Source organism: Kitasatospora sp. NPDC086009 (assembly GCF_044540385.1).
Taxonomy (GTDB): Bacteria; Actinomycetota; Actinomycetes; order Streptomycetales; family Streptomycetaceae; genus Kitasatospora.
Genome location: NZ_JBITSA010000003.1, coordinates 52,193 through 76,876, shown reverse-complemented (window position 1 = coordinate 76,876; position 24,684 = coordinate 52,193). Strand labels below are relative to the sequence as shown.

General features: G+C 73.0%; 22 protein-coding genes. 18 read left to right on the top strand and 4 right to left on the bottom strand.

Annotated features, from left to right (window positions below):
* The first annotated feature begins 246 nt into the window (after nt 1-246).
* The 15 genes from ACIF6L_RS09540 to ACIF6L_RS09470 all read left to right on the top strand — a co-directional run bounded on the left by ACIF6L_RS09540 (nt 247) and on the right by ACIF6L_RS09470 (nt 17,928).
* Entirely contained in the window at nt 247-1,002 is a 756-nt protein-coding gene (locus ACIF6L_RS09540) for a phosphocholine cytidylyltransferase family protein (protein WP_329490718.1), read from the top strand.
* On the top strand, nt 990-2,051 hold the full coding sequence (locus ACIF6L_RS09535; RefSeq protein ID WP_352292456.1) for an iron-containing alcohol dehydrogenase family protein: 1,062 nt from the start codon (nt 990-992) through the stop codon (nt 2,049-2,051). Before ACIF6L_RS09540 ends, ACIF6L_RS09535 begins: the two co-directional genes overlap by 13 nt.
* Before the next feature lie 91 nt (nt 2,052-2,142).
* The gene (locus ACIF6L_RS09530; protein ID WP_396488549.1) at nt 2,143-2,880 is read left to right on the top strand and encodes a CDP-alcohol phosphatidyltransferase family protein; all 738 of its coding nucleotides are present in this window, start codon (nt 2,143-2,145) and stop codon (nt 2,878-2,880) included.
* Nucleotides 2,881-2,945: 65 nt separating this feature from the next.
* Nucleotides 2,946-3,791: a glycosyltransferase family 2 protein gene (locus ACIF6L_RS09525; RefSeq protein ID WP_396488547.1), complete on the top strand. Its 846-nt coding sequence runs from the start codon at nt 2,946-2,948 to the stop codon at nt 3,789-3,791.
* A gap of 188 nt (nt 3,792-3,979) precedes the next feature.
* Complete coding sequence (locus ACIF6L_RS09520; protein WP_396488262.1) at nt 3,980-4,921, top strand: ABC transporter permease; 942 nt, start codon at nt 3,980-3,982, stop codon at nt 4,919-4,921.
* Nucleotides 4,914-5,723: an ABC transporter ATP-binding protein gene (locus tag ACIF6L_RS09515; protein ID WP_329490721.1), complete on the top strand. Its 810-nt coding sequence runs from the start codon at nt 4,914-4,916 to the stop codon at nt 5,721-5,723. The genes ACIF6L_RS09520 and ACIF6L_RS09515 overlap by 8 nt, the downstream gene beginning before the upstream one ends.
* A gap of 360 nt (nt 5,724-6,083) precedes the next feature.
* Complete coding sequence (gene hpnC / locus ACIF6L_RS09510; RefSeq protein ID WP_396488260.1) at nt 6,084-7,016, top strand: squalene synthase HpnC; 933 nt, start codon at nt 6,084-6,086, stop codon at nt 7,014-7,016.
* A gap of 41 nt (nt 7,017-7,057) precedes the next feature.
* Entirely contained in the window at nt 7,058-7,915 is an 858-nt protein-coding gene (hpnD, locus tag ACIF6L_RS09505) for a presqualene diphosphate synthase HpnD (protein WP_329492348.1), read from the top strand.
* 145 nt (nt 7,916-8,060) lie between these two features.
* Nucleotides 8,061-9,494: a hydroxysqualene dehydroxylase HpnE gene (gene hpnE, locus ACIF6L_RS09500; RefSeq protein WP_396488259.1), complete on the top strand. Its 1,434-nt coding sequence runs from the start codon at nt 8,061-8,063 to the stop codon at nt 9,492-9,494.
* 134 nt (nt 9,495-9,628) lie between these two features.
* Complete coding sequence (locus tag ACIF6L_RS09495; RefSeq protein ID WP_396488257.1) at nt 9,629-10,717, top strand: polyprenyl synthetase family protein; 1,089 nt, start codon at nt 9,629-9,631, stop codon at nt 10,715-10,717.
* Between the two features lie 7 nt (nt 10,718-10,724).
* Complete coding sequence (gene shc / locus ACIF6L_RS09490) at nt 10,725-12,815, top strand: squalene--hopene cyclase (RefSeq protein ID WP_380384649.1); 2,091 nt, start codon at nt 10,725-10,727, stop codon at nt 12,813-12,815.
* Nucleotides 12,812-13,504, top strand: a complete 693-nt coding sequence (locus tag ACIF6L_RS09485) for a 1-hydroxy-2-methyl-2-butenyl 4-diphosphate reductase (protein ID WP_359806916.1) — start codon at nt 12,812-12,814, stop codon at nt 13,502-13,504. The genes shc and ACIF6L_RS09485 overlap by 4 nt, the downstream gene beginning before the upstream one ends.
* 2 nt (nt 13,505-13,506) lie before the next feature.
* On the top strand, nt 13,507-14,532 hold the full coding sequence (gene hpnH / locus ACIF6L_RS09480; RefSeq protein WP_329490725.1) for an adenosyl-hopene transferase HpnH: 1,026 nt from the start codon (nt 13,507-13,509) through the stop codon (nt 14,530-14,532).
* Nucleotides 14,533-14,624: 92 nt separating this feature from the next.
* The gene (gene dxs / locus ACIF6L_RS09475; RefSeq protein WP_396488254.1) at nt 14,625-16,535 is read left to right on the top strand and encodes a 1-deoxy-D-xylulose-5-phosphate synthase; all 1,911 of its coding nucleotides are present in this window, start codon (nt 14,625-14,627) and stop codon (nt 16,533-16,535) included.
* Nucleotides 16,525-17,928, top strand: coding sequence for an aspartate aminotransferase family protein (locus tag ACIF6L_RS09470; protein ID WP_396488253.1), 1,404 nt, complete (start codon nt 16,525-16,527; stop codon nt 17,926-17,928). The genes dxs and ACIF6L_RS09470 overlap by 11 nt, the downstream gene beginning before the upstream one ends.
* A 67-nt stretch (nt 17,929-17,995) precedes the next feature.
* Here ACIF6L_RS09470 and ACIF6L_RS09465 read toward each other — a convergent pair whose 3' ends face one another.
* Nucleotides 17,996-18,268 (bottom strand): DUF6343 family protein, encoded by a 273-nt coding sequence (locus ACIF6L_RS09465; RefSeq protein WP_329490728.1) that lies wholly within the window; start codon nt 18,266-18,268, stop codon nt 17,996-17,998.
* A 75-nt stretch (nt 18,269-18,343) separates the two neighbouring features.
* Between ACIF6L_RS09465 and ACIF6L_RS09460 the strand changes: the two genes are divergently transcribed.
* The gene (locus tag ACIF6L_RS09460; RefSeq protein WP_329490729.1) at nt 18,344-18,532 is read left to right on the top strand and encodes an I78 family peptidase inhibitor; all 189 of its coding nucleotides are present in this window, start codon (nt 18,344-18,346) and stop codon (nt 18,530-18,532) included.
* Here the strand turns inward: ACIF6L_RS09460 and ACIF6L_RS09455 are convergent.
* Both ACIF6L_RS09455 and fabG read right to left on the bottom strand, forming a co-directional pair.
* Nucleotides 18,483-19,268, bottom strand: a complete 786-nt coding sequence (locus ACIF6L_RS09455; RefSeq protein WP_329490730.1) for a phosphatase PAP2 family protein — start codon at nt 19,266-19,268, stop codon at nt 18,483-18,485. The two genes, ACIF6L_RS09460 and ACIF6L_RS09455, sit on opposite strands and share 50 nt — an antisense overlap.
* 232 nt (nt 19,269-19,500) lie before the next feature.
* Complete coding sequence (gene fabG, locus ACIF6L_RS09450) at nt 19,501-20,268, bottom strand: 3-oxoacyl-ACP reductase FabG (protein ID WP_329490731.1); 768 nt, start codon at nt 20,266-20,268, stop codon at nt 19,501-19,503.
* A 393-nt stretch (nt 20,269-20,661) separates the two neighbouring features.
* On the opposite strand from fabG, the gene ACIF6L_RS09445 reads away from it, so the two are divergent.
* On the top strand, nt 20,662-21,558 hold the full coding sequence (locus ACIF6L_RS09445; RefSeq protein WP_396488250.1) for a MarR family winged helix-turn-helix transcriptional regulator: 897 nt from the start codon (nt 20,662-20,664) through the stop codon (nt 21,556-21,558).
* A gap of 133 nt (nt 21,559-21,691) precedes the next feature.
* Here ACIF6L_RS09445 and ACIF6L_RS09440 read toward each other — a convergent pair whose 3' ends face one another.
* On the bottom strand, nt 21,692-22,558 hold the full coding sequence (locus ACIF6L_RS09440) for an aldo/keto reductase (RefSeq protein ID WP_359806899.1): 867 nt from the start codon (nt 22,556-22,558) through the stop codon (nt 21,692-21,694).
* Between the two features lie 321 nt (nt 22,559-22,879).
* Here ACIF6L_RS09440 and ACIF6L_RS09435 point away from each other — a divergent pair, with 321 nt between their 5' ends.
* Nucleotides 22,880-24,652 carry an ABC transporter transmembrane domain-containing protein gene (locus tag ACIF6L_RS09435; protein ID WP_396488248.1) on the top strand — a complete coding sequence of 591 codons (1,773 nt, stop codon included), beginning with the start codon at nt 22,880-22,882 and terminating at the stop codon, nt 24,650-24,652.
* Nucleotides 24,653-24,684 lie beyond the last annotated feature (32 nt).

The following is a 24,684-nucleotide window of genomic DNA, read 5'->3' as shown; positions in this document are numbered from 1 at the left end:
GCACCCCTCCTTCACCGCCGCCGGACCCGGCGTCCGCCCGGGCCACCGGCCGCGTTCGGGCTGGTCGCCACGGTCGCCTACCATCACTGATGACACGGTGCCCGCATCCTCGCCGGCATCGGCGCGCCACCCCGACGGCCTGCGGCGGCGCACGGTCCGGCGGCTTGCGGCAGCGCACAGCCCGCCGGGCGGCTGCGGCGTTCGGCCCGACGGATCAGCACAGCACGACGGATCAGGAGACCCCGCATGATCGGCCTCGTTCTGGCAGCCGGCGCCGGCCGCCGGCTGCGCCCGTACACCGACACCCTGCCGAAGGCGCTGGTGCCGGTCGACGGGGAGCGGACCGTCCTGGACCTCACCCTCGGCAACTTCGCCGAGGTCGGCCTGCGCGAGGCGGCGATCGTCGTCGGCTACCGCAAGGAGGCGGTCCAGGACCGCAAGGCGGCCCTGGAGCAGAAGTACGGCGTGAAGCTCACCCTGGTCGAGAACGACAAGGCCGAGGAGTGGAACAACGCCTACTCCCTCTGGTGCGCGCGCGAGCTCTTCGGCGAGGGCCTGCTGCTGGCCAACGGGGACACCGTGCACCCGGCCTCCGTCCAGCGGACCATGCTGGAGGGCAACCGGCGCCTCACCGAGGAGGGCCGCGCCCCCGGCATCCTGCTCGCCCTCGACACGGTGAAGAAGCTCGCCGACGAGGAGATGAAGGTCGTCGTCGACCCGGCCACCGGCATGCGGCGCATCACCAAGCTGATGGAGCCGGCCGAGGCGACCGGGGAGTACATCGGCCTCACCGTGATCAACCCGTCGGCCGCCGCCGACCTCACCGACGCGCTGCGCGCCACCTACGAGCGCGACCCGCAGCTGTACTACGAGGACGGCTACCAGGAGATGGTCGACCGCGGTCTGCGGATCGACGTGCAGCCGATCGGCGAGGTCTCCTGGGTCGAGGTCGACAACCACGACGACCTGGCCAAGGCGCGGGAGATCGCGTGCCAGTACTGACGCGGCTGGTGCCGTCGCCGGTCTTCGTGGAGATCCGCTCGGGGGCGCTCGACGCCCTCGGGGGGATCCTCGCCGACCAGCGGCTCTCCACCTCGGGCCGGATCGCGGTGGCGATCAGCAACGGCTCCGGGGCGGTGCTGCGCGAGCGGCTGGAGCCGGCCCTGCCGGGCGCCGACTGGTACAACGTCGACGACGGCAGCCTCGACAGCGCGGTGCGCCTGGCGGACGCGATGCGCGGCGGCCACTACGACGCGATCGTCGGCCTCGGCGGCGGCAAGATCATCGATGCCGCCAAGTACGCCGCCGCGCGGGTCGGCCTGCCGGTGGTCGCGGTGGCCACCAACCTCGCGCACGACGGCATCTGCTCTCCCGTCTCCACCCTCGACAACGACGCCGGCCGGGGGTCCTACGGCGTGCCCGGCCCGATCGGCATCGTGGTCGACCTCGACGTGATCCGGCAGGCTCCGCCGCGCTTCGTGGCGGCCGGCATCGGCGACGTCATCTCCAACATCTCCGCCTGCGCGGACTGGGAGCTGTCCCAGGCCGAGACCGGCGAGCCGGTGGACGGACTGGCCGTGGCGATGGCCCGTTCGGCGGGCGAGAACCTGCTGCGGCACCCAGGAAACCTTCAGGATCAGGACCTCCTGACAGCGCTCGCGGAAGCCCTGGTACTGTCCGGCATCGCGATGAACATCGCCGGCAGCACCCGGCCCTCGTCGGGGGCCTGCCACGAGATCTCGCATGCCCTGGACGTGCTGTATCCCAAGCGATCCGCCCAGCACGGCGAACAGGTCGGCCTCGGGGCCGCCTTCGCCAGCTTCCTGCGGGGCGAGCGCGAGCTGACCGGTCTGATCGTGGAGCGCCTGTCGCGCCACGGCCTGCCGGTGACCGCAGCTCAGATCGGCTTCACCGAGGCGGAGTTCACCGAGGCGGTGCACTACGCTCCGAACACCCGCCCGGGCCGCTTCACCATTCTTGAGCACCTCGACCTCTCCCCCTCAGCGATCAGGGACGCGTACGCCGACTATGTCCAAGCCGTCAACAGCTGACCCCGCCACGAAGGGCTCGCCCCCGGCCCCGGTGGATCTGACCCGCCGCCCCTCCGTCGAGGAGCTGCGCGCGGTGATCCACCCGGAGGGCATGCTCCAGCGCCGCAGCGCGGAGCACTGGGCGGGCCGCCTCTACATGCGGCGGATCTCGCTGCGGATCACCCGCGTGCTCTCCACCGTGACGGCGATCACGCCCAACGGTCTGACCTACCTGATGATGCTCACCGGCATCCTGGCCGGTGCCGCGCTGATCGTCCCGGGCCTCACCGGCGCGGTCCTCGGCGCCCTGCTCATCCAGGTCTACCTGCTGCTGGACTGCGTGGACGGCGAGGTCGCCCGCTGGCGCCGGCAGACCTCGCTCACCGGCGTCTACCTGGACCGGGTCGGCCACTACATGTCCGAGGCGGCCCTCCTGACCGGTCTCGGCCTGCGCGGCTGCGACCTCTTCCACCGGAGCGGCACCGCCTCGCACTGGGAGTGGGCCTTCCTCGGCACGCTCGCCGCGCTCGGCGCCATCCTGATCAAGTCCGAGACGGACCTGGTGGACGTGGCCCGGGCCCGCAGCGGCCTCACGGCGGTCGAGGACAGCGCCTCGGTGCCGCGTTCCTCCGGCGTGGCCAGGGCCCGCCGGGCGGCCTCCTTCCTCAAGTTCCACCGGCTGGTGGGCGCGGTCGAGGCCTCGCTGCTCATCCTCGCCGCGGGCGTCGCGGACGCCGTGCACGGCGGGCTGCTCTTCACCCGGCTCGCGGTGGTCGTGCTGGCCGCGATCGCGACGCTGCAGACCGTGCTGCACCTGCTGAGCATCGTCCTCTCCAGCAGGCTCCGGTGAGCGCCGTGACGGAGCACCTCCCGGCCGCCGCCGACACCTTCCGGCTCGGCGCGGTCATCATCACCATGGGCAACCGCCCGGCCGAGCTGAACGCGCTGATCGAGTCGGTCCGCGCCCAGGAGGGCCCGACCGTCGAACTGGCCGTGGTCGCCAACGGCGCCCCGCTGCCGCCGCTGCCGCCGGGCGTGCGCAGCGTGGAGCTGCCGGAGAACCTCGGCATCCCGGGCGGCCGCAACGTCGGCATCGAGCTGTTCGGCAAGGACGGCCGGGAGGTCGACGCCGTCCTCTTCCTGGACGACGACGGCCGGCTCCCGGGCACCGACTCGGCCCGGCTGCTGCGCGAGGCCTTCAGCGCCGACCCGGAGCTGGGGATCGTCAGCTTCCGGATCGCCGACCCCGACACCGGCGTCACGCAGCGCCGGCACGTCCCCCGGCTGCGCGCCAGCGACCCGCTGCGCTCCTCCCGGGTGACCACCTTCCTGGGCGGCGCGAGCGCCGTGCGCTGCACGGTGTTCGCACAGGCCGGCCAGCTGCCCGCCGAGTTCTTCTACGCGCACGAGGAGACCGACCTCGCCTGGCGCGCGCTGGACGCCGGCTGGGCCATCGACTACCGGGCGGACGTGGTGCTCCACCACCCGACCACCTCGCCCGCCCGGCACGCCACGTACTTCCACAACGTGGCCCGCAACAGGGTGTGGCTCGCGAGACGGAACCTTCCGGCCCTGTTCGTGCCTCTCTATCTGGGAACCTGGTTCCTGCTGACCCTGGCCCGCCGCCCCTCCCCGGAGGCGCTGAAGGCCTGGTGGGGCGGGTTCCGGGCGGGCTGGCGCGAACCCTGCGGTACGCGGCGGCCCATGCGATGGCGTACCGTTTGGCGACTGACCAGGCTGGGCCGACCGCCGGTCATCTGATCGTACGGTCGGGCGGCCCCGCGATGATTTGAACCGTACGGTTCAGTCGTCGTACGGTCGTCCGATCGCAGCGGCCGGTGACCACGCACCGGCCGGACTCCCCCGTGATCCGAGTGGATCCCCCTCGGCGAAAGGCCGGCGGACCCCCGTCGACCGGCCTCCCCGACGATCCCGCGCGAAGGACGAATGTGTCGACAGTGAGTGAACCCGTCAGCCTCTCAGCCCCGAGGGGGGCGGACGCGGGCCTGACCCCCAAGCAGCTTGCGGACAAGTACGGTCTCGCGGTCAGCGGCAGACGACCCGGCCTCGTCGCCTACACCAAGCAGCTGTGGGCCCGCCGGCACTTCATCTGGGCCTTCGCCACCGCCCGCCTGGTGGCCCAGTACACCGACGCCAAGCTCGGCCAGCTCTGGCAGGTGGTGACCCCGCTGCTGAACTGCGCGGTGTTCTACCTGGTCTTCGGTGTGATCCTGCGGAACAAGGACGGCTTCCCCGAGGGCACCTACACCGCGTGGCTCTGCATCGGTGTCTTCGTCTTCCAGTTCACCCAGAACGCGGTGCAGTCCGGCACCCGGGCGATCTCCGACAACCTCGGGCTGATCCGCGCCCTGCACTTCCCGCGCGCCTCGCTGCCGATCGCCTTCACCGTGATCCAGCTCCAGCAGCTGCTGATCTCCATGGTGGTGCTGGTCGGCGTCGTGCTGGCCAGCGGGATCGCGCCCGGCCGGACCTGGCTCGCGGTGGCCCCGGCGCTCCTCCTGCAGTCGATGTTCAACACCGGGGTGGCCCTGGTGATGGCGCGGATCGGCTCCAAGACCAGTGACATCTCCCAGCTGATCCCGTTCGCCATGCGGGCCTGGATGTTCCTCTCCGGCGTGATGTTCAGCATCCAGGACAAGATCAACGGCTGGCCGGAGTTCTGGCAGAAGGTGATGCAGCTCAACCCGGCCTCGGTCTACATGGACCTGGTCCGGCACGCCTTCGCGCCGGTCATCTACAACAAGCACGTCCCCCAGCACCAGGTGTTCCCGCCGCACCAGTGGACGTACGGCATCGCCTGGGCGGTCGGGATGTTCGTGATCGGATACGTCTTCTTCTGGAAGGCCGAGGAGGAGTACGGCCGTGGCTGACACCGACCTGCGAAAGGGCCTGACCGTGCAGGACAGCGACGTCGCACGCGAGCCCACCGTCGTCGTCGACGACGTGCACATCGTCTACCGGGTGCACGGCGCCGGCTCCGGCAAGGGCAGCGCCACCTCCGCGATCAGCCGGATCATCAGCCGCAAGCGCTCCGCGGGCGTGCGCGAGGTGCACGCGGTGCGCGGGATCAGCTTCACCGCGTACAAGGGCGAGGCGATCGGCCTGATCGGCTCCAACGGCTCCGGCAAGTCGACCATGCTGGCCGCCATCGCGGGCCTGCTGCCGACCGAGAAGGGCGGCATCTACACCAACGGCCAGCCCTCGCTGCTGGGCGTCAACGCGGCGCTGATGAACGAGCTCACCGGCGAGCGCAACGTCGTCCTCGGCTGCCTGGCGATGGGGATGACCCCGGCCCAGGTGCGGGAGCGCTACCAGGACATCGTCGAGTTCTCGGGCATCAACGACAAGGGGGACTTCATCTCCCTGCCGATGCGCACCTACTCCTCCGGCATGGGCGCCCGCCTGCGGTTCTCCATCGCCGCGGCGAAGACCCACGACGTGCTGCTGATCGACGAGGCGCTGGCCACCGGCGACCAGGCGTTCCAGCAGCGCAGCAAGAAGCGGATCGACGAGCTGCGCGGCTCGGCCGGTACGGTCTTCCTGGTCAGCCACGACAACAGCTCGATCCGCGAGGTCTGCGAGCGGACCATCTGGATCGAGGCCGGCGAGCTGGTGATGGACGGCCCGACCGAGGAGGTCGTGAGCCGCTACGAGCGCGGCGACCGGCCGTAGGACCGCAAGGGCCCCGCACGGAGGGCCGGTGACCGGGGCACAGCCCGGCCGCCGGCCCTCCGTCGTTCCCCGGCCCGCCCGACCCCGGGTGGAACCCCGCCGTCCCCCGGGTGGCCCGCCGCTGCCCGGGTGAGCGCCCCGCGCGCCGGGTGGGGCGCCCTTTTCCGGCGCGGGCGGTGGTGTCAGGCTGTAAGGCGCGGGGGTGGTGTGTCGCAGGTGACCCCCGATATCGGACGCGTGTCCGACTCGGGCCGGTCGTACCGAGCGGTGTAGAACGGGGGAGTGACAGCAGTGTCGGCTTCGGCCCAGCCCAGTAGTGAGTCCCGGCCCGGCGACGGGACGGCGGACGGTCCAGCGGGAGTGACCCTGGACAAGGCGAGCGCGGAGAACTTCCCGGTCGCCCCGTTCTTCCTGCCCGCCGCCTGGCGCGACGACCTGATGGCCGTCTACGGCTTCGCCCGGCTGGTGGACGACGCCGGCGACGGCGACCTCGCCGACCCGGCCGGCGCCGCCCGGCTGCTCGGGGTGGCCGGGCGGCCCCCCGCCATCACCCCTTCGGCCCAGCCCGCCGCGCCGGGTCCGGACGAGGTCGTCTTCCGGCTCGCACTGCTCGACGGGCTGGAGCGGGACCTCGACCGGGTCTTCGAGACCGCCCTGCGCCCAGCGGCCGCCGAGGCGCCCCGCCACCCGCTGATGCGCGCGCTCGTCCCGCTGGTGGACCGGCACGCGCTGACCCCGGAGCCGTTCCGCCGTCTGATCGAGGCCAACCGGGTGGACCAGACCACCGCCCGCTACGCCACCTACCGGGACCTGGTCGGCTACTGCACGCTCTCCGCCGACCCGGTGGGCCGGCTGGTGCTGGCCATCGCGGGCGTCTCCACGCCCGAGCGGATCGAGCTCTCCGACGCCGTCTGCAGCGGCCTCCAGGTGGTCGAGCACCTCCAGGACGTCGCCGAGGACCTCGCCCGCGGCCGGATCTACCTCCCGGCCGAGGACCTGGCCCGCTTCGGCGTCACCGAGGCCGACCTCGCCGCCCCGTCCGCCGGCGGCGCGGTGCGTGAGCTGGTCGCCTTCGAGGTCGGACGGGCCCGCACCCTGCTGGACCGCGGCGCGCCGTTGGTAGGTACGGTTCGGGGGAGGCTTCGACTGCTCCTGGCGGGATTCACCGCCGGCGGGTACGCGGCCCTGGCCGCCATCGAGGGCGCCGGGTACGACGTGCTCGCCCAGCAGACGAAGCCCGACAAGCGCCGCCTCGCAGCGAAGGCGGCGGCCATCTTCGCGAAGGGAAGGTGAACGCCCGAGTGGCGGCATCACCACTGGCGTCGGCGCAGGTCATGGCGGCGTACCGGTACTGCGAGGCAGTCACCGGACTGCAGGCCCGCAACTTCAGCTACGGCATCCGCCTGCTGCCGGAGCCGAAGCGGCTGGCCATGTCGGCCCTGTACGCCCTGGCGCGGCGGGTCGACGACATCGGCGACGGCGAGCTCCCCGCGGACCGCAAGGCCGAGGCACTGCTGCGCACGCGGGAGCTGCTGGACGAGATCCGCGCGGGGTCGGTGTCGGAGGACGACACCGACCCGATCAAGGTCGCCCTGGCGGACACCGCCCGGCGCTTCCCGATCCCGCTCGGCGGCTTCGACGAGCTGATCGACGGCGTCGAGATGGACCTCAAGGGCGCCGAGTACCAGACGTACGAGGAGCTCAAGGTCTACTGCCGCTGCGTCGCCGGCGCGATCGGCCGGATCTCGCTCGGCGTGTACGGCTGCGACGACCCCGAGCGCGGGGCCCGGTACGCCGACACGCTGGGCCTGGCGCTCCAGCTCACCAACATCCTGCGCGACCTGCGCGAGGACGCCCTCAACGGCCGCACCTACCTGCCCGCCGAGGACCTCGTCCGGTTCGGCTGCGAGCGGGGCTTCGCGCTGCCCAGGCCGCCGGCCGGCGCCGACTTCACCGGTCTGGTCGCCTTCGAGGCCGCCCGGGCCCAGGCCGCCTTCGAGGAGGGCCTGCGGCTGCTGCCGATGCTCGACCGCCGCAGCCGCGCCTGCACCGCGGCGATGGCCGGGATCTACCACCGGCTGCTCGGCCGGATCGCGGCCGACCCGGAGTCGGTGCTGCGCGGCCGGGTCTCGCTGCCGGGCTGGGAGAAGGCGTACGTGGCGCTTTCCGGGCTCGCCGGGGGGCGTTCTTGATTCTCGCCGCACTTCTGTCACGCTGTGTCAGCGGGGAATCACTTATGGGTAGAGCCGTGTTGACCACCGTGTTGGGCACGACCGTGTTGACCACGAGCGCCCCGGACCGGACCAGGTCGGGCGCCGGATGCGAGGGGGAGGGCCGATGACCGGGCGAGCCGATGCCGCGCGCCCGGCCGCCGTCGTGGTCGGCGGCGGCCTGGCGGGCATCACCACCGCGCTCCGGCTGGCCGAGGCCGACCACCGGGTCACCCTCGTCGAGGGCCGTCCCCGACTGGGCGGCCTGGCCTTCTCGTTCCAGCGCGGCGAGCTGACCGTCGACAACGGCCAGCACGTCTACCTGCGCTGCTGCACCGCCTACCGGGGCCTGCTGGACCGGCTCGGCGCGAGCCGGCTGGTCCACCTCCAGGACCGGCTGGACGTCCCGGTGCTCGGCGTGTCCGGGCCCGCGGCCGCGCCGGTGCGCACGCTCGGCCGGCTCCGCCGGGCGGGCCTGCCCGTCCCGCTGCACCTGGCCGCCAGCCTGGCCACCTACCCGCACCTGGCGCCCGCCGACCGGGCCCGGGTGGTCCGCGGCGCGATCGCGCTCCAGGGCCTCGACCTCGCCGATCCGGCGCTGGACGCGGTCTCGTTCGGTGACTGGCTGCGCCGCAACGGGCAGAACGAGCGCACCATCGCCGCGCTCTGGGACCTGGTCGGCGTGGCCACCCTGAACGCCCGGGCCGACCAGGTGTCGCTGGCGCTGGCCGCGATGGTCTTCAAGACCGGCCTGCTCTCCGATCCGGGCGCCTCCGACATCGGCATGGCAGCCGTCCCGCTCGGCGTGATCCACCACGACCGGGCGCTCGCCGAGCTGGAGCGCGCCGGCGTGAAGGTACTGCTGCGAGCCCGGGCGACCGAGCTCAAGCCGTCCGCCCCGCAGCACGCCGTCCGGCTGGAGAGCGGCGAGCTGCTCATGGGCGACACGGTGGTGCTGGCCGGCGCCCAGGACGCCGCCGCCGCCCTGCTGCCGCCCGACGCCGTCGACGCCCAGCAGCGGCTGGCCGGCTTCGGCACCGCGCCGATCCTCAACGTGCACGTGGTCTACGACCGCAAGGTGCTGCGGCGCCCGTTCTTCGCCGCGCTCGGCTCGCCGGTGCAGTGGGTCTTCGACCGCACCGCGCACTCCGGGCTGGCCGCCACCGAGCTGGGCCGGGCCCACCCAGGGGCCCAGTACCTGGCGCTCTCCCAGTCCGCCGTCCAGGACGAGATCGACCTGCCGGTGGCCGAGCTGCGCCGCCGCTACCTGCCCGAGCTGGCCCGGCTGCTCCCCGCCGCCGGCGGGGCCGAGGTGCTGGACTTCTTCGTCACCCGCGAGCGCACCGCCACCTTCGACCCGGCCCCGGGCACGGCCGCCGTCCGCCCGACGGCCCGCACGCACGTCCCCGGCCTGCTGCTGGCCGGCGCGTGGACGGCCACCGGGTGGCCCGCGACCATGGAGGGCGCCGTCCGCAGCGGCCACGCCGCGGCCGACGCGGCGCTCGCCGGCGCCGGTACCCGGCTCCCGGTGGACCGCGGCGACGGGAGGTGGCCCCGGTGACCCAGGGCCCCGCCGCCGGTCCCGGCGACCCCGCGAGATCCGGCCGCCCCACCGCCGGCCGCACCGGTCTCATCGACATCGCAAGCGCCCGGCCGTCCCGCGCGGCCCGGCACCACCAGGGAGAGGGAACGCACGTGGAGTCACGCACCGGCACTGCCGTCGGAGGCACGGCGCACGCCGAACCGGTCTCGGTGCCGGAGCTGCTCGCCCGCAGCCGCACGCTCTGCACGCCGCCGTTGCGGGCCGCCGTCGCCCGTTTGGCCGCACCGATGGACACCGTCGGGGCCTACCACTTCGGCTGGATCGACCGGGACGGCACGCCGGCCGCGGGGGACGGCGGCAAGGCCGTGCGCCCCGCCCTGGCGCTGCTCTCGGCCCAGGCCGTCGGCGCCCCGGCGGAGGCCGGTGTGCCCGGTGGGGTGGCCGTTGAACTGGTGCACAACTTCTCCCTGCTCCATGATGATCTGATGGACGGTGACGAGACCAGACGGCACCGGGCCACCGCCTGGACGGTCTTCGGACCAGCCCAGGCGATCCTGGTGGGCGACGCCCTGGCGACGCTCGGTACCGAGGTGCTGCTCGACGCGGCCACCGCCGGTGGCACGAGCCCCACCGACGCCGCGCGCGCCGTCCGGCTCCTCACCACCGCCACCCGTCGGCTCATCGACGGCCAGGCCATGGACGTCGCCTTCGAACAGCGGGACAGCGTCACCGTCGCCGAGTGCCTGGAGATGGAGGGTGGCAAGACCGCCGCCCTGCTCGCCGCCGCCTCCGCGATCGGCGCCGTCCTGGCCGGCGCCGACGACCGGGTCTCGGACGCCCTCCAGCGCTACGGCCACCACCTCGGACTGGCCTTCCAGGCGGTGGACGACCTGCTCGGCATCTGGGGCGCCACCGAGGTCACCGGAAAGCCGCACTGGGGGGACCTCCGCCAGCGCAAGAAGTCCCTGCCGGTGGCCGCGGCCCTCGCCGAGGGCGGCTCGGCCTCGCGCCGGCTCGCCGAACAGCTGGCCGACCCCGCGGGGCGCGGCGAGGAGAGCGAGCCCGAGCTCGCCGCCCGCGCCGCGCTGATCGAGGAGGCCGGCGGCCGCGCCTGGACCCAGGAGGAGGCCCGCCGCCAGCACACGACTGCCCTCGCCGCTCTGGACGAGGTGCCCATGCCCGATGTGGTGCGCGAGCACTTCGTCGCACTCGCCGAATTCGTGGTGGTACGAGAGAGGTGACGTTACGTTGACAGCAACCGCGGACGGCCGGCTCGACCCTGAGTACGATTCCGAGCCGGTCGCGGTGGGCGACCGCCCCCCGGCGCTGCTGAGCGCCGGGCGGTCGGCCGACCGGCCCGACCAGGAGCAGGACGGTCCGCTCTCGGCCGAGGAGGCACTGGCGCGCGCCACCACCCACCTGCTCTCGCTGCAGAGCTCCGAGGGCTGGTGGAAGGGCGACCTGGAGACCAACGTCACCATGGACGCCGAGGACTTACTGCTCCGGCAGTTCCTCGGGATCCGGACGGAGGAGCAGACCAAGGCCACCGCCGAGTGGATCCGCTCCCAGCAACGGGAGGACGGCACCTGGTCCACCTTCCACGGCGGACCGGCGGAGCTCTCCACCACGGTCGAGGCCTACGTCGCCCTCAAGCTCGCCGGTGACGATCCCGACGCCCCGCACATGCTCGCCGCCGCCCGCTACGTCCGGTCCGCCGGCGGCATCGCGGCCGCCCGGGTCTTCACCCGGATCTGGCTGGCCCTCTTCGGCTGGTGGCCCTGGGCGCGGCTGCCCGAGATGCCACCGGAGATCATCTTCCTGCCCAAGTGGCTCCCGCTGAACATCTACGCCTTCGGATGCTGGGCCCGGCAGACCATCGTGCCGCTCACCATCGTCTCGGCGCACCGCCCGGTGCGCCCCGCGCCGTTCCCGCTGACCGAGTTGCACACCGACCCGGAGCACCCCTTCCCCGAGCGCCCGCTCGCCCCCGCCACCACCTGGGACGGCGTCTTCGAACGCCTGGACAAGGTGCTGCACGCCTACCACCGCCGGGCGCTGCGCCCACTGCGCCGGCTCGCCCTCTCGCAGGCCTGCCGCTGGATCGTCGAACGGCAGGAGGCGGACGGCTGCTGGGGCGGCATCCAGCCGCCCGCCGTCTACTCGCTGATCGCCCTGCACCTGGAGGGCTACGAACTCGACCATCCGGTGATGCAGGCCGGGCTCTCCTCCTTCGACCGCTTCACCGTGCACACCGAGGACGGCCGGCGCTGGCTGGAGGCCTGCCAGTCCCCGGTCTGGGACACCTGCCTGGCCACCATCGCGCTGGCCGACGCCGGGCTGCCGGCCGATCACCCCGCGCTGGTCTCGGCCGTCGACTGGATGCTCGCCGAGGAGATCACCCGGCGCGGCGACTGGTCCGTCCAGCGGCCCTCGCTCGCCCCCGGCGGCTGGGCGTTCGAATTCGAGAACGACACCTACCCCGACATCGACGACACCGCCGAGGTGGTGCTCGCCCTGCGCCGGGTGGCCCACCCCGATCCCGCCAAGGTGACCGGCGCGGTCGACCGCGGGGTCGGCTGGAACCTCGGCATGCAGTCCAAGAACGGCGCCTGGGGCGCCTTCGACGTCGACAACACCAGCACCCTGCCCAACAAGCTGCCGTTCTGCGACTTCGGCGAGGTGGTCGACCCGCCGTCCGCCGACGTCACCGCCCACGTGGTGGAGATGCTCGCCGAGGTCGGCAAGGGCAAGGACCCCCGCACCCGCCGGGGCGTGGAGTGGCTGCTGCGCAACCAGGAGGCCGACGGCTCCTGGTTCGGCCGCTGGGGCACCAACTACATCTACGGCACCGGCTCGGTGCTGCCCGCCCTGGTCGCGGCCGGCGTCCCGGACGAGCACCCGGCGATCCGCCGCGCCGTCCGCTGGCTGGAGGACCGGCAGAACACCGACGGCGGCTGGGGCGAGGACATGCGCTCCTACGAGGATCCGGCCCGCTGGGCCGGGCGCGGCGACTCCACCGCCTCGCAGACCGCGTGGGCGCTGATGGCGCTGCTCGCGGCCGGCGAGGGCCCGGACGGCCGGGCCAACCCGGCGGTCGTGCGCGGGGTCGACTGGCTGGCCCGCACCCAGCTGCCCGAGGGCACCTGGGACGAGCCGCAGTTCACCGGGACGGGCTTCCCGTGGGACTTCTCCATCAACTACCACCTCTACCGGCTGGTCTTCCCGGTCACCGCGCTCGGCCGGTACCTGCACGGCACTCCCGCCACCGGCCGGGACAGCGTCCCCGGCGCCAAGGGCGCCCCGGCCGGCGGCAGCCCGGTGATCGGGGCGGCCCGGTGAAGCCCGCTCCGCTGCTGGTGCTCTGCGCACTCGGCCCCGAGGTCTGGGCCCTGCGCGGAGGGGACTGGCGCGGCGCCGCCGGCGGGCCGCCGGTACTGGTCCGCACCGGTGTCGGTCGCCGCCGGGCCGCCCACACGGTCAGACGGCTGCTCACCTCGGCCCCCGGCGGCTACGGCGCCGTCGTGGTGGCCGGATTCGGCGCGGCCGTCGCGCCGGGAATCACACCCGGTGACGTGATTGTTGCGGACGGCGTGCGCGATGCCGAGGGGAACCTCTTCGCGGTCGACTCCGGGCCCGGGCTCAGCCGGGCGCTGAAGACGCGTGGGCTGACGGCCCACACCGGCGTGCACCACACCGCCGACCACGTGGTGCGCGGTCTGGAGCGGCGCGCCCTGCACCTGCAGGGCGCACTCGCCGTCGACATGGAGGCCGCGGCGGTCCTCGCCGCCCTCCAGGAGATCCGCCCGGCCCTGCCCGCCGCCGTCCTGCGGGTGGTGGTCGACACCCCCGAGCGCGAGCTGCTGCGCCCGGGCACCCTGCCGGCCGGCGTCCGCGCCTGGCGGACGCTGCGGGCCACCGTGCCCGCGCTCGTCGACTGGCACGAGCAGAACCGGCCGCGGCAGGCAGGCCCGCGGTCCGCAAGCCTCAACCACCCCACACCCTCGACGCTCCCTCAGGAGGCGAGCTAGCCATGGCCATGCCGTTGCGCCAAACCGTGCGGGTCGGCACCTACCTCATGCAGCAGAAGCTCAAGCGGCGGGACAAGTTCCCACTGATCGTCGAGCTGGAGCCGCTCTTCGCCTGCAACCTCGCCTGTGAGGGGTGCGGCAAGATCCAGCACCCGGCGGGTGTGCTGAAGCAGCGGATGCCGGTCGCCCAGGCGGTCGGCGCGGTGCTGGAGTCGGGCGCCCCGATGGTCTCGATCGCCGGCGGCGAGCCGCTGATGCACCCGCAGATCGACGAGATCGTCCGCCAGCTGGTGGCGCGCCGCAAGTACGTCTTCCTCTGCACCAACGCGCTGCTGCTGCGCAAGAAGCTGGACAAGTTCACCCCCTCGCCGTACTTCACCTTCACCGTGCACATCGACGGGCTGCGCGAGCGGCACGACGCCTCGGTGGCCAAGGAGGGGACCTTCGACGAGGCGGTGGAGGCGATCAAGGAGGCCAAGCGGCGCGGCTTCCGGGTCACCACCAACAGCACCTTCTTCAACACCGACACCCCGCAGACCATCATCGACGTGCTGGACTACCTCAACGACGACCTCAAGGTCGACGAGATGATGATCTCCCCGGCGTTCGCCTACGAGAAGGCGCCCGACCAGGAGCACTTCCTCGGCGTGGAGCAGACCAGGGAGCTCTTCCGCAAGACCTTCTCCGGCGGCAACCGGCGCCGCTGGCGGCTCAACCACAGCCCGCTCTTCCTGGACTTCCTGGAGGGCAAGGTCGACTTCGAGTGCACCGCCTGGGGCATCCCCAACTACTCGCTCTTCGGCTGGCAACGCCCCTGCTACCTGATGGCCGACGGGTACGTGCCCACCTACCGCGAACTGATCGAGAAGACCGACTGGTCGAAGTACGGCCGCGGCAAGGACGCGCGCTGCGCCAACTGCATGGCGCACTGCGGCTACGAGCCGACCGCCGTCCTCGCCACCATGGGCTCGCTCAAGGAGTCGCTGCGCGCGCTCACCGAGACCGTCGGCGCCAACCGCGGTCACTGACCGCGCCCCGCCCGGCACGGGGTCGCCCCCGTGCCGGGCGGTCCTGCCACAGGGGGGCACCACAGCACTGCTCCGAGTCGTGAGGTGAACACATGCCACTGCTCTCCGGCGTCACGTCCCCGGCCGACCTCAGAAAGATCCCGGCCGCCGACCTCCCACTCCTCGCCGACGAGATCCGCGCCTTCCTGATCGATGCCGTCACCCGGACCGGAGGCCACCTCGGCCCGAACCTCGGGGTCGTGGAGCTGACCATCGCGCTGCACCGGGTGTTCGACTCGCCCTACGACCGGATCGTCTGGGACACCGGCCATCAGAGCTACGTCCACAAACTGCTCACCGGGCGGCAGGACTTCTCGAAACTGCGTTCCAGGGGCGGCCTGTCCGGCTATCCCTCGCGCGCGGAGTCCGAGCACGACCTGGTCGAGAACTCGCACGCCTCCACCGCCCTCTCCTACGCCGACGGCCTCGCCAAGGCCGCCCAGCTGCTCGGCCAGCACGACCGGCAGACCGTCGCGGTGATCGGTGACGGCGCGCTCACCGGCGGGCTCGCCTGGGAGGCGCTCAACAACATCGCCGAGGCGCGGGACCGCCCGCTGGTGATCGTCGTCAACGACAACGAGCGCTCCTACGCCAGGACCGTCGGCGGCCTCGCCCACCACCTCGCCACGCTGCGCACCACCCAGGGGTACGAGCGCTTCCTCGCCCTCGGCAAGGAAGCGCTGCAGCGCACCCCGCTGGTCGGGCAGCCGATCTTCGACGCGCTGCACGGCGCCAAGAAGGGGTTCAAGGACGCCTTCGCCCCGCAGGGCATGTTCGAGGACCTCGGGCTCAAGTACCTCGGCCCGATCGACGGCCACGACCTGGGCGCCGTCGAGCAGGCGCTGCGCCAGGCTCGCGGCTTCGGCGGCCCGGTCATCGTCCACTGCCTGACCGTGAAGGGCCGCGGCTACGGTCCGGCCGAGCAGGACGAGGCGGACCGCTTCCACGCCGTCAACCCGATCGACCCGTACACCTGCCTGCCCATCGCGCCCAGTGCCGGGGTCTCCTGGACGTCGGTGTTCGGCGAGGAGATGCTCGCGCTGGGCGCCGAGCGGCCGGACGTGGTCGCGATCACCGCCGCGATGCTCCAGCCGGTCGGGCTGGCCAAGTTCGCCAAGGCCCACCCGGAGCGGACCTTCGACGTGGGGATCGCCGAGCAGCACGCCGTGACCAGTGCGGCGGGGCTGGCCACCGGCGGGCTGCACCCGGTGGTCGCGGTCTACGCGACCTTCCTCAACCGGGCCTTCGACCAGGTCCTGATGGACGTCGCCCTGCACCGGCTGGGCGTGACCTTCGTCCTCGACCGCTCCGGGGTGACCGGGCCGGACGGCGCCTCGCACAACGGCATGTGGGACATGTCGATCCTCCAGGTCGTCCCCGGCCTGCGGCTGGCGGCCCCGCGCGACGCCGACCAGCTGCGGGCCCAGCTGCGCGAGGCCGTGGAGGTGACGGACGCGCCGACGGTGGTCCGCTTCCCCAAGGGGAACATCGGGCCGGCCGTCCCGGCCGTGGAGCGGATCGGCGGCGTCGACGTGCTGCTGCGGACCGGAGAGCTGCCGGAGATCCTGCTGGTCGCGGTGGGCACCATGGCGGGCGCCGGGCTGGACGCGGCGCGCCTGCTGCTGGCCGAGGGGTTCACCGCGACGGTCGTCGACCCGCGCTGGGTCAAGCCGGTCGACCCGGCCCTGCCCGCGCTGGCCGCCGCGCACCGGCTGGTCGTCACGGTCGAGGACAACGGCCGGACCGGCGGCGTCGGCGCGGCGGTCGCCCAGGCGCTGCGGGACGCCGACGTGGACGTCCCGGTGCGGGTGCTCGGCCTGCCGCAGGAGTTCCTCGGCCACGCCGCCCGGGGCGAGATCCTGGAGGAGACCGGGCTGACCGGCACCGGGGTCGCCGCGCAGACCGCGGCCTTCGCCAAGAACCTGCTACCGACCCGAGGAGCGAACCAGCGCCATGCAGGCTGACCCCGGCAACGAACCCCGCTTCGACCTCGCCGCCCTGCTCGCCGAGCGCGGGGGCGAACGGTACGAGCTGCACAGCCGCCACCTGAATCCGCAGCTGCCGCGGATGCTGCACACCATCGGCTTCGACAAGTACTACGAGCGCGCCGAGGGCCCGTACTTCTACGACGCCGAGGGCCACGAGTACCTCGACATGCTCGCCGGGTTCGGCATCTTCGCGCTCGGCCGGCACCACCCGGTGGTGCGCGGGGCCGTCCAGCAGGTGATGGACCTCGACCTGCCGGACCTGGTCCGGTTCGACTGTTCGCCGCTGCCCGGCCTGCTCGCGGAGCGGCTGCTCTCGTACACGCCGGGGCTGGACCGGGTCTTCTTCGGCAACAGCGGCACCGAGGCGGTCGAGACGGCGCTGAAGTTCGCTCGCTACGCCACCGGGCGCCGGCGCGTGCTCTACGCCGACCACGCCTTCCACGGGCTGACCACCGGTTCGCTCTCGGTCAACGGCGAGAGCGGGTTCCGCAAGGGCTTCGATCCGCTGCTGCCGGACACCGCGATCCCGCTCGGCGACCTCGGGGCACTGGCCAAGGAGCTGAAGAAGGGCGACGTCGCGGCCCTGATCGTGGAGCCGATCCAGGGCAAGGGCGTGCTGGCCCCGCCGCCCGGCTGGCTGCGGGCGGCGCAGGAACTCCTGCACGAGCACAAGGCGCTGCTGATCTGCGACGAGGTGCAGACCGGCATCGGCCGGACCGGGGAGTTCTTCGCCTACCAGCACGAGGAGGGCGTGCTGCCCGACCTGGTCTGCGCGGCCAAGGCGCTCTCCGGCGGCTACGTCCCGGTCGGGGCGACGCTCGGCAAGGGCTGGATCTTCGAGAAGGTCTACTCCTCGATGGACCGGGTGTTGGTGCACTCGGCCAGCTTCGGCTCCAACGCGCAGGCGATGGCGGCGGGCCTGGCGACCCTGGAGGTGATGCGGGACGAGAAGGTGGTGGAGAACGCCCGCGCCGTCGGGGACCGGTTCCGGGAGCGGCTGGCGGCGCTGGTCGACCGGTACGAGCTGCTGGCCGAGGTCCGCGGCCGGGGCCTGATGATCGGTATCGAGTTCGGCCGACCGAAGTCGCTGAAGCTGCGGACCGGGTGGACGGCGCTGCAGGCGGCCCGCAAGGGCCTGTTCGCCCAGATGGTGGTCGTCCCGCTGCTGCAGCGGCACCGGATCCTCACCCAGGTCTCCGGCGACCACCTGGAGGTGATCAAGCTGATCCCGCCGCTGATCATCACCGACCGGGACGTGGACCGGTTCATCGACGCCTTCACCGACGTGATGGACGACGCGCACCGCGGGAGCGGCCTGATGTGGGACTTCGGGCGGACGCTGGTGAAGCAGGCGGTCGGCAACCGCTGAGCGGGCCGGGCCGCGGCGGGGTGGGAAGTCGGCCGGGCCGACTTCCCACCCCATGGGAGACACCGCGTCAGAGCTCGGTACGGCGGCGCCGGATGACGATGACGAGATCGACCACGGCGAACAGGGTGAGGAGCCCGCAGGCCACCGCGAATCCGGTGAGCGTGCCCCGGCCGGGCGCGCCGTACGCCGGGGCGTTGGCGGCCCATATCGCGAAAGCCACCGTCGCGACGGCGAACAGCGGGGTGAAGGTCAGGGAGAGCAGATAGCGCAGTTTGAGGTCGCTCCGGGCGGTACTGGGTTCGGTGCCGCTGCGCCAGCGCCGCGGCGTCGTCGCTCGCATACCCGCGCACCTCCCCTCGGACGGGATCCGGTCTACGATTCCAGCGTACGTCCGGGTACGAGTGGGGGAGGGGCGATGCCGGAAGCGGACGCGGAGGGCTACGCCGGCCTGCGGGTCGAGCGGGCGCGGGAGCTGGCCCACCGGGACGGCTGGACCTCGGTGCGGGTCCTCCAGCCGGGGGCGATGATGACCATGGACCACCGCGAGGGGCGGCTCAACCTCGCGGTGCGCGACGGGGTCGTGGAACGCAGCTGGGAGGGGTGAGCGCCGGCCCCCGGCGCCGGGCGGTCCGCTGTTCGAGGGCGGTCACCAGGGGCTCCAGCAGGGGCAGCGAGAGCAGCACCAGCAGGCCCGCGGCCCAGCCGGCCAGGACGTCGGTGACCCAGTGGGTGCCCAGGTAGATCGTGGTGAGCCCGACCGAAGTGGCGGTGGCGCCGGCGAGCACCGCGCCGCCGCGCCGCCACCGGACCGCCAGGTAGGCCAGGACGCCCCAGGTGACCACCGCGTTGGCGGTGTGTCCGGAGGGGAATACGGTGCCGCCGGAGAAGAGTTCGGGCGAGCCGACGTAGTGCGCGTAGTGCGGGCCCAGCCGGCCGGTGACGATCTTCACCGCGCCCACCGTGACGTTGAGCAGCAGCAGGGCCGCCCCCATCACCAGCAGCGGGCGCAGGCGCCGCAGCCGGAGGGCGCGCCAGCCGAGCCAGGCGAAGGCCGCGACGGCGGACGGGCCGCGCTGCCCGGCCACCACCCAGTTGTCGAGCAGCGGCTGCGGCCCGGGCCACCGTTCGTAGGGGCGGGCGAGGCGCACCGCCCAGTCGAGGTCGACCAGCGGGGTGTCGAGGAGGACGCCCGCCACCACCATCAGGTAGCCGAGCGAGGTGAGGGCCAGCAGCCCGGCGCGCCGTCGGCCGAGCGGGGGCCAGCCGGGTTCTCCGGAGGTGCGGCGGGAGCGCTTGCCGCGGGTGGTCGGGTTCTCCTGCAATTCACTCGGCGCTCGCACGCGGGTGACCCTACCCAGTGGACCGGCGTGACTCCCGGTGGAATTCGGAATTCTTCGGAGCGGCGTTTGAATGACCGGATCGCCCTCGCCCCGGTCCGATTTCCTGATATTCCCCTATCGAATGTGCAAGCGAACGCCGATCGCCCATTCCCAAGGGCGGGCAAAACACACGGAGTGGGAGACCGGCCGCGCCGGTTCCCACTCCGTGGTAACCCTGTGTAGGTTCGATGGCTCAGTCGAGGGGACCGCCGGCCACGTAGATGACCTGGCCGGAGACGAATCCGGCGCCCTCGCTCGCCAGGAACGAGATGGTGTGCGCGACGTCCTCGGGCACACCGACCCGCTGGACCGGGATCTGCGAAGCGGCGGCCTTCTTGAACTCCTCGAACTCCATCCCGACCCGGGCGGCGGTGGCCGCCGTCATGTCGGTGGCGATGAATCCGGGGGCGACCGCGTTGGCGGTGACGCCGAAGCGGCCGAGTTCGATGGCGAGGGTCTTGGTGAAGCCCTGCAGACCGGCCTTGGCGGCGGAGTAGTTGGCCTGGCCGCGGTTGCCCTGGGCCGAGGAGGAGGACAGGTTGATCACGCGGCCGAAGCCGGCGTCCACCATGTGCTTCTGCACCGCGCGGGTCATCAGGAAGGCGCCGCGGAGGTGAACGTTCATGACCGTGTCCCAGTCGGACTCGGACATCTTGAAGATCAGGTTGTCGCGCAGCACGCCCGCGTTGTTCACGAGGACGACCGGCGGGCCGAGTTCGGCGGCGATCCGGTCCACGGCGGCCTGCACCTGTCCGGCGTCCGAGACGTCCGCTCCGACGGCGATCGCCCGGCCGCCGGCGGCGGTGATCCGGTCGACGGCGTCCTGGCCGGCCGCCTCCTCCAGGTCCAGCACGGCGACGGCGTAGCCGTCGGCCGCCAGCCGCTCGGCGGTGGCGGCGCCCAGGCCGCGTGCGGCGCCGGTGACGACGGCGACCCTGGGGGCGGTGCTCTGCTCGGTCATGCTCGCTCTCGTCTCTCTCGGATCTCGCCGGGAGGCTCCCGCGGAGTCGCCCGGCGGAGGGTGGACCGCTGAGTGGGCCACACCCTACCGGCGAGTAGGGTGCGCGGCCAGGGCGGAAGGCGCAGGTGACCGAGGGTAAGGACCGGCCGGTCGGCTTTCTCCTGCGAACGGGTTACCCACGGGTCGGCACGGCGCGTAAATATGCCAATGTTGCCGAACCTGCGTCTACTATCCGCCCCCGCCTGCCAGCAAGGGCCAGCCGTTTGTATAGTGTCCGCCAGCAGCCACCGGCTGCACGGCTGGAGCGCCCTCCCTCACAGCGGGACGCCCACTCGCCGTTACTGCCCCACCCGGGTGTCCCACACACACCGGGTGTGACATCGGGACGGATACATGGTGCTGGGGGAGATCCCGACGACCCGCGTGTCCGCGCGACTGCAGCAGTCGCCCGGGCACCTGATCCGCGTTGCACAGCAGGTACACACCCGTCTGTGGTCCGAACACGTCGGAGCCGATCTCACGGCTCCGCAGTTCGCCGTTCTGCTGGTCCTCGCCCTCGAACCGGGTGCTGACCAGCGGACGGTCGGCGAGCGCGCCTCGCTGGACAAGGCCACGATGGCCGAGATGGTCGCCCGGCTCGTCCGGCGCGGCCTGGTGTTGCGACGCCGCGATCCGGCCGACGGCCGGCGCAAACTGCTCGCTCTCTCGCAGAGCGGCGCACAGGCGGTGCGCGAGGCCACCGGCGGAGTGGTCCGTGTGCAGCGCACGCTCTTCGAACCGCTCGCGGCCGAGGAGCAGCTGGAGATTGTCCGGGTGATGGCCAAGATAGCCAGGCTTGAACCCGCCGCGGTCGCCGTCCTCACCGACGCGCGGCCGATGCTGGACGCCCAGCGGGCGATCGGCTATCTGATCAGGGTGAGCCAGCAGGTGCACACCAAGCTCTGGTCGGAGCACGTCGGTTCGGAGCTGACGGCGCCGCAGTACGCGGTGCTCGACGCCCTCGAACTGGAACCGGGCGCGGACCAGCGCACGGTCGGTGAGCTGGCCTCGCTGGACAAGGCCACGATGGCCGAGATGGTCAGCCGGCTCGTCCGGCGCGGCCTGGTGCAGCGCCGGCGCGACCCTTCGGACGGACGGCGCAACCTGCTGTCGCTCTCGCCGGCGGGTCAGGACCTGCTGCACCGTTCGGCCGCGGGCGTCGCCCAGGTCCAGCGGCTGCTGCTCGGTCCGCTGGACGAGGACGAGCACGAACCGGCGATGGCGCTGATCGCCAAGGCGGCCAGGCTCTAGCCTTCGCCTTCGAAATCCAGCCAAAACGATTCGCCAACGTACCGAAGGCCGCCGACCCCGAATGCGGGAAGGCGGCCTTCGGTGTTGACGGCCCTTCAGGAGCACGGCGACGGCGCCGTGCTCACCGAGGGTGTCAGCTCCAGTCGAACTCCTGCGGGTCCGGACCGATCCGCACGCCGGTGGCGAGGCCGGCGATCGCGGCGAGGTCGGCCGCGTCCAGCTCGAAGCCGGCCACGTCCAGGTTCTCCTTGATCCGGGAGGGGGTGACCGACTTCGGGATCGCGACGATGCCGCTCTGCAGGTGCCAGCGGAGCACCACCTGGGCGACCGTGCGGCCGTGCTTCTCGGCGATCTGCGCCAGCACCGGCTCGGCGAGCAGCTCCTTGCCCTGGCCCAGCGGGCTCCAGGCCTCGGTGGCGATGCCGTGCCGGGCGTGGAAGGCGCGCAGCTCGTCCTGCGGGAAGTACGGGTGCAGCTCGACCTGGTTCAGGGCCGGCACGACCGAGGCCTCGTCGAGCAGGCGGGTGAGCTGCTCGGCCCCGAAGTTCGAGACGCCGATCGACTTGACCCGGCCGTCGGCCAGGAGCTGCTCGAACGCCTTCCAGACGTTCGGGAAGGTGCCGTGCATGGGGCGCGGCCAGTGGATCAGGTAGAGGTCGAGGTACTCCAGGCCGAGCTTGGCCAGCGAGGCGTCGAACTCGCGCAGCACCGCGTCCCGGCCCTGCGGGCCGGACCAGTCGCGGGTGCCCGAGTTCCAGAGCTTGGTGGTGACGTAGAGGTCCGCACGGGCGACGCCGCCGCCCGCGATCGCCTCGCCGATCGCCCGGCCGGTGCCGGCCTCGTTCTCGTAGATCGCCGCGGTGTCGATCGAGCGGTAGCCCGACTCGACGGCGGTGCGGACGGCGGCCGTGGCCTCGGCGTCCGGGACCTGCCACACGCCGAAGCCCAGCTGCGGGATCTGCGAGCCGTTGTTGAGGGTGACGCTGGGAATGGTGCTCACGGGAAGGGGTGCCCTCCTGGTTGTCCATAGGTTCGTGTGGACCAACCTGCCCGTTGTCCGGATTGTTCCCGGCCGGGCAAAGAATTTTCTGACGCGTTGTACCGGCGTGCGCAGGAGGTCCGGGAGGGGGCGCGCGACGCGGAAAACCTGTTGCGCAGCTCACAGTCGCCTTGGCAGGCTCGCTGCCATGACCTCCTGAGCAGCCCCCCCGGCCGTGACCGCACCGGCCCCATCCTCCCCTTCCCCCACCACGTGCTCCCGGCGCCACCGCGCGACGAGCACGTCGTCGCCATTCGCCCGCACCACCCCCAACGGAGCGTCATGCCGCTCAAGACCCTGCCGCTGGCCGATCCCGGCGACCCGGATCTCTCCTCCCCCCTCGCCTTCCTGCGCTGGCTGCAGCGCAGCCAGCGGCGCGGGCAGGTGCTCGCCACCTGCTGGTCGCTGCTGGAGATGGGCAGCCGGGCGGCCCTGCCGCTCCCGGTGGGCCTCGGCGTCCAGGCCGCCGTGGACGGCGACGCCGCCGGCCTCCGGTGGTCCGGTGCCGCCGTGCTGGCCCTGGCCGTCGTCGCCGCCTTCGGCGCCGTCATGCTGCACCGCCAGGCGGTGTGGAACTGGATCCACGCCGCCACCCAGGTCCGCCAACTGGTCTCCCGTCAGGCCTCCCACCTGGGCGCCGGGCTGTCCCGGCGGATCGCCACCGGTGAGATCGTCGCCGTCGGCAGCGGGGACGTCGAGAAGATCGGCTGGTACGTCGAGCTGGTCGCCCGGCTCCGCGGCGCGGTGCTGGTCTGGCTGGCGGTCAGCGCCGCGGTGCTGGTCGCCGAGCCCGTGCTCGGCCTCGCCGTGCTGCTCGGCGTCCCGGTGCTGGCCGCCTCCGTCTGGCCGTTGCTCGGCCCCTTCGAGCGGCGCTACTCCGAACAGCGCGCGCTCGGCGGCAAGGCGACGGAGCTGGCCGCCGACACCGTGGCCGGGCTCCGGGTGCTCCGCGGCATCGGCGGCGAGGAGCTGTTCCTCGACCGCTACCGGGCGGCCTCCCAGAAGGTCCGCGCGGCCGCCGTCCGCTCGGCCCGGGTCTGGTCGCTGATGCAGGCCCAGCAGGTCCTGCTGCCGGGCCTCTTCGTGGTCGGCGTCACCTGGTACGGGGCCCGGCTGGCCGCGGACGGGGAGATCGGCATCGGCACCCTCGTCGCGGTGTACGGCGCCACCGCCTACCTGGCCGCGCCGCTGCGCATCCTCGGCGAGGCCGCGCACGCCTGGAGCGTCGCCCGGGTCTCCGCCGGGCGGGCCGTCCGGGTGCTCTCGCTCAGCCGGACGACCGGCACCGCCGAGGCCGTGCTCACCGGGCCGGGCCGGGCCGACCTGTTCGATCCGGTGACCGGGCTGACGCTGCGGGCCGGTGAGCTGACCGCCGTCGTCTGCGGCGACCCGGACTTCGCCGGGGCGCTGGCCGGCCGGCTCGGCGGGCACGTCCCGCTGGGCGAGGGGGAGCGGGCGCAGCCCTCCGTCCGGCTCGGCGGCACCGAGCTGGACGCCGTGCCGCTGGCCGAGGCCCGGGCGGCGGTGCTGGTCCACGACAAGGAGCCGGTGCTGCTCTCCGGCACCCTGGCCGAGCTCTTCGACATCCCCGCCTCGGGCCGGGTCACCCCCGCCGAGGCGCTGGCCGCCGCCCGCGCCGAGGACGTCCTGGACGCGCTGGTGGACGGCTCGCCCGAGTGCGCGGGGGACGCCATGCGGGCCGGGATCACCGAGCGCGGCCGCTCGCTCTCCGGCGGCCAGCGCCAGCGGCTGGCGCTGGCCCGCGCCCTGCTGGCCGACCCGCCGGTGCTCGTCCTGGACGAGCCCACCAGCGCGGTCGACGCCCATACCGAGTCCCGGATCGCCACCGGGCTGCGTGCGACCCGGGAGGGGCGCACCACGGTGGTGTTCGCCACCAGCCCGCTGCTGCTGGACCAGGCGGACCGGGTGGTGCTGCTCCAGGGCGGCCGGGCCGTCGCGGCCGGCCGCCACCGCGAGCTGATGCGCACCGAGCCCGCCTACCGCGCCGTGGTCACCCGCGACGAGGAACCGGTCGCCGTGGGGGAGGGCGTATGAGCCCCGCACCCGTCCGCCGCCCCGCCCAGCCG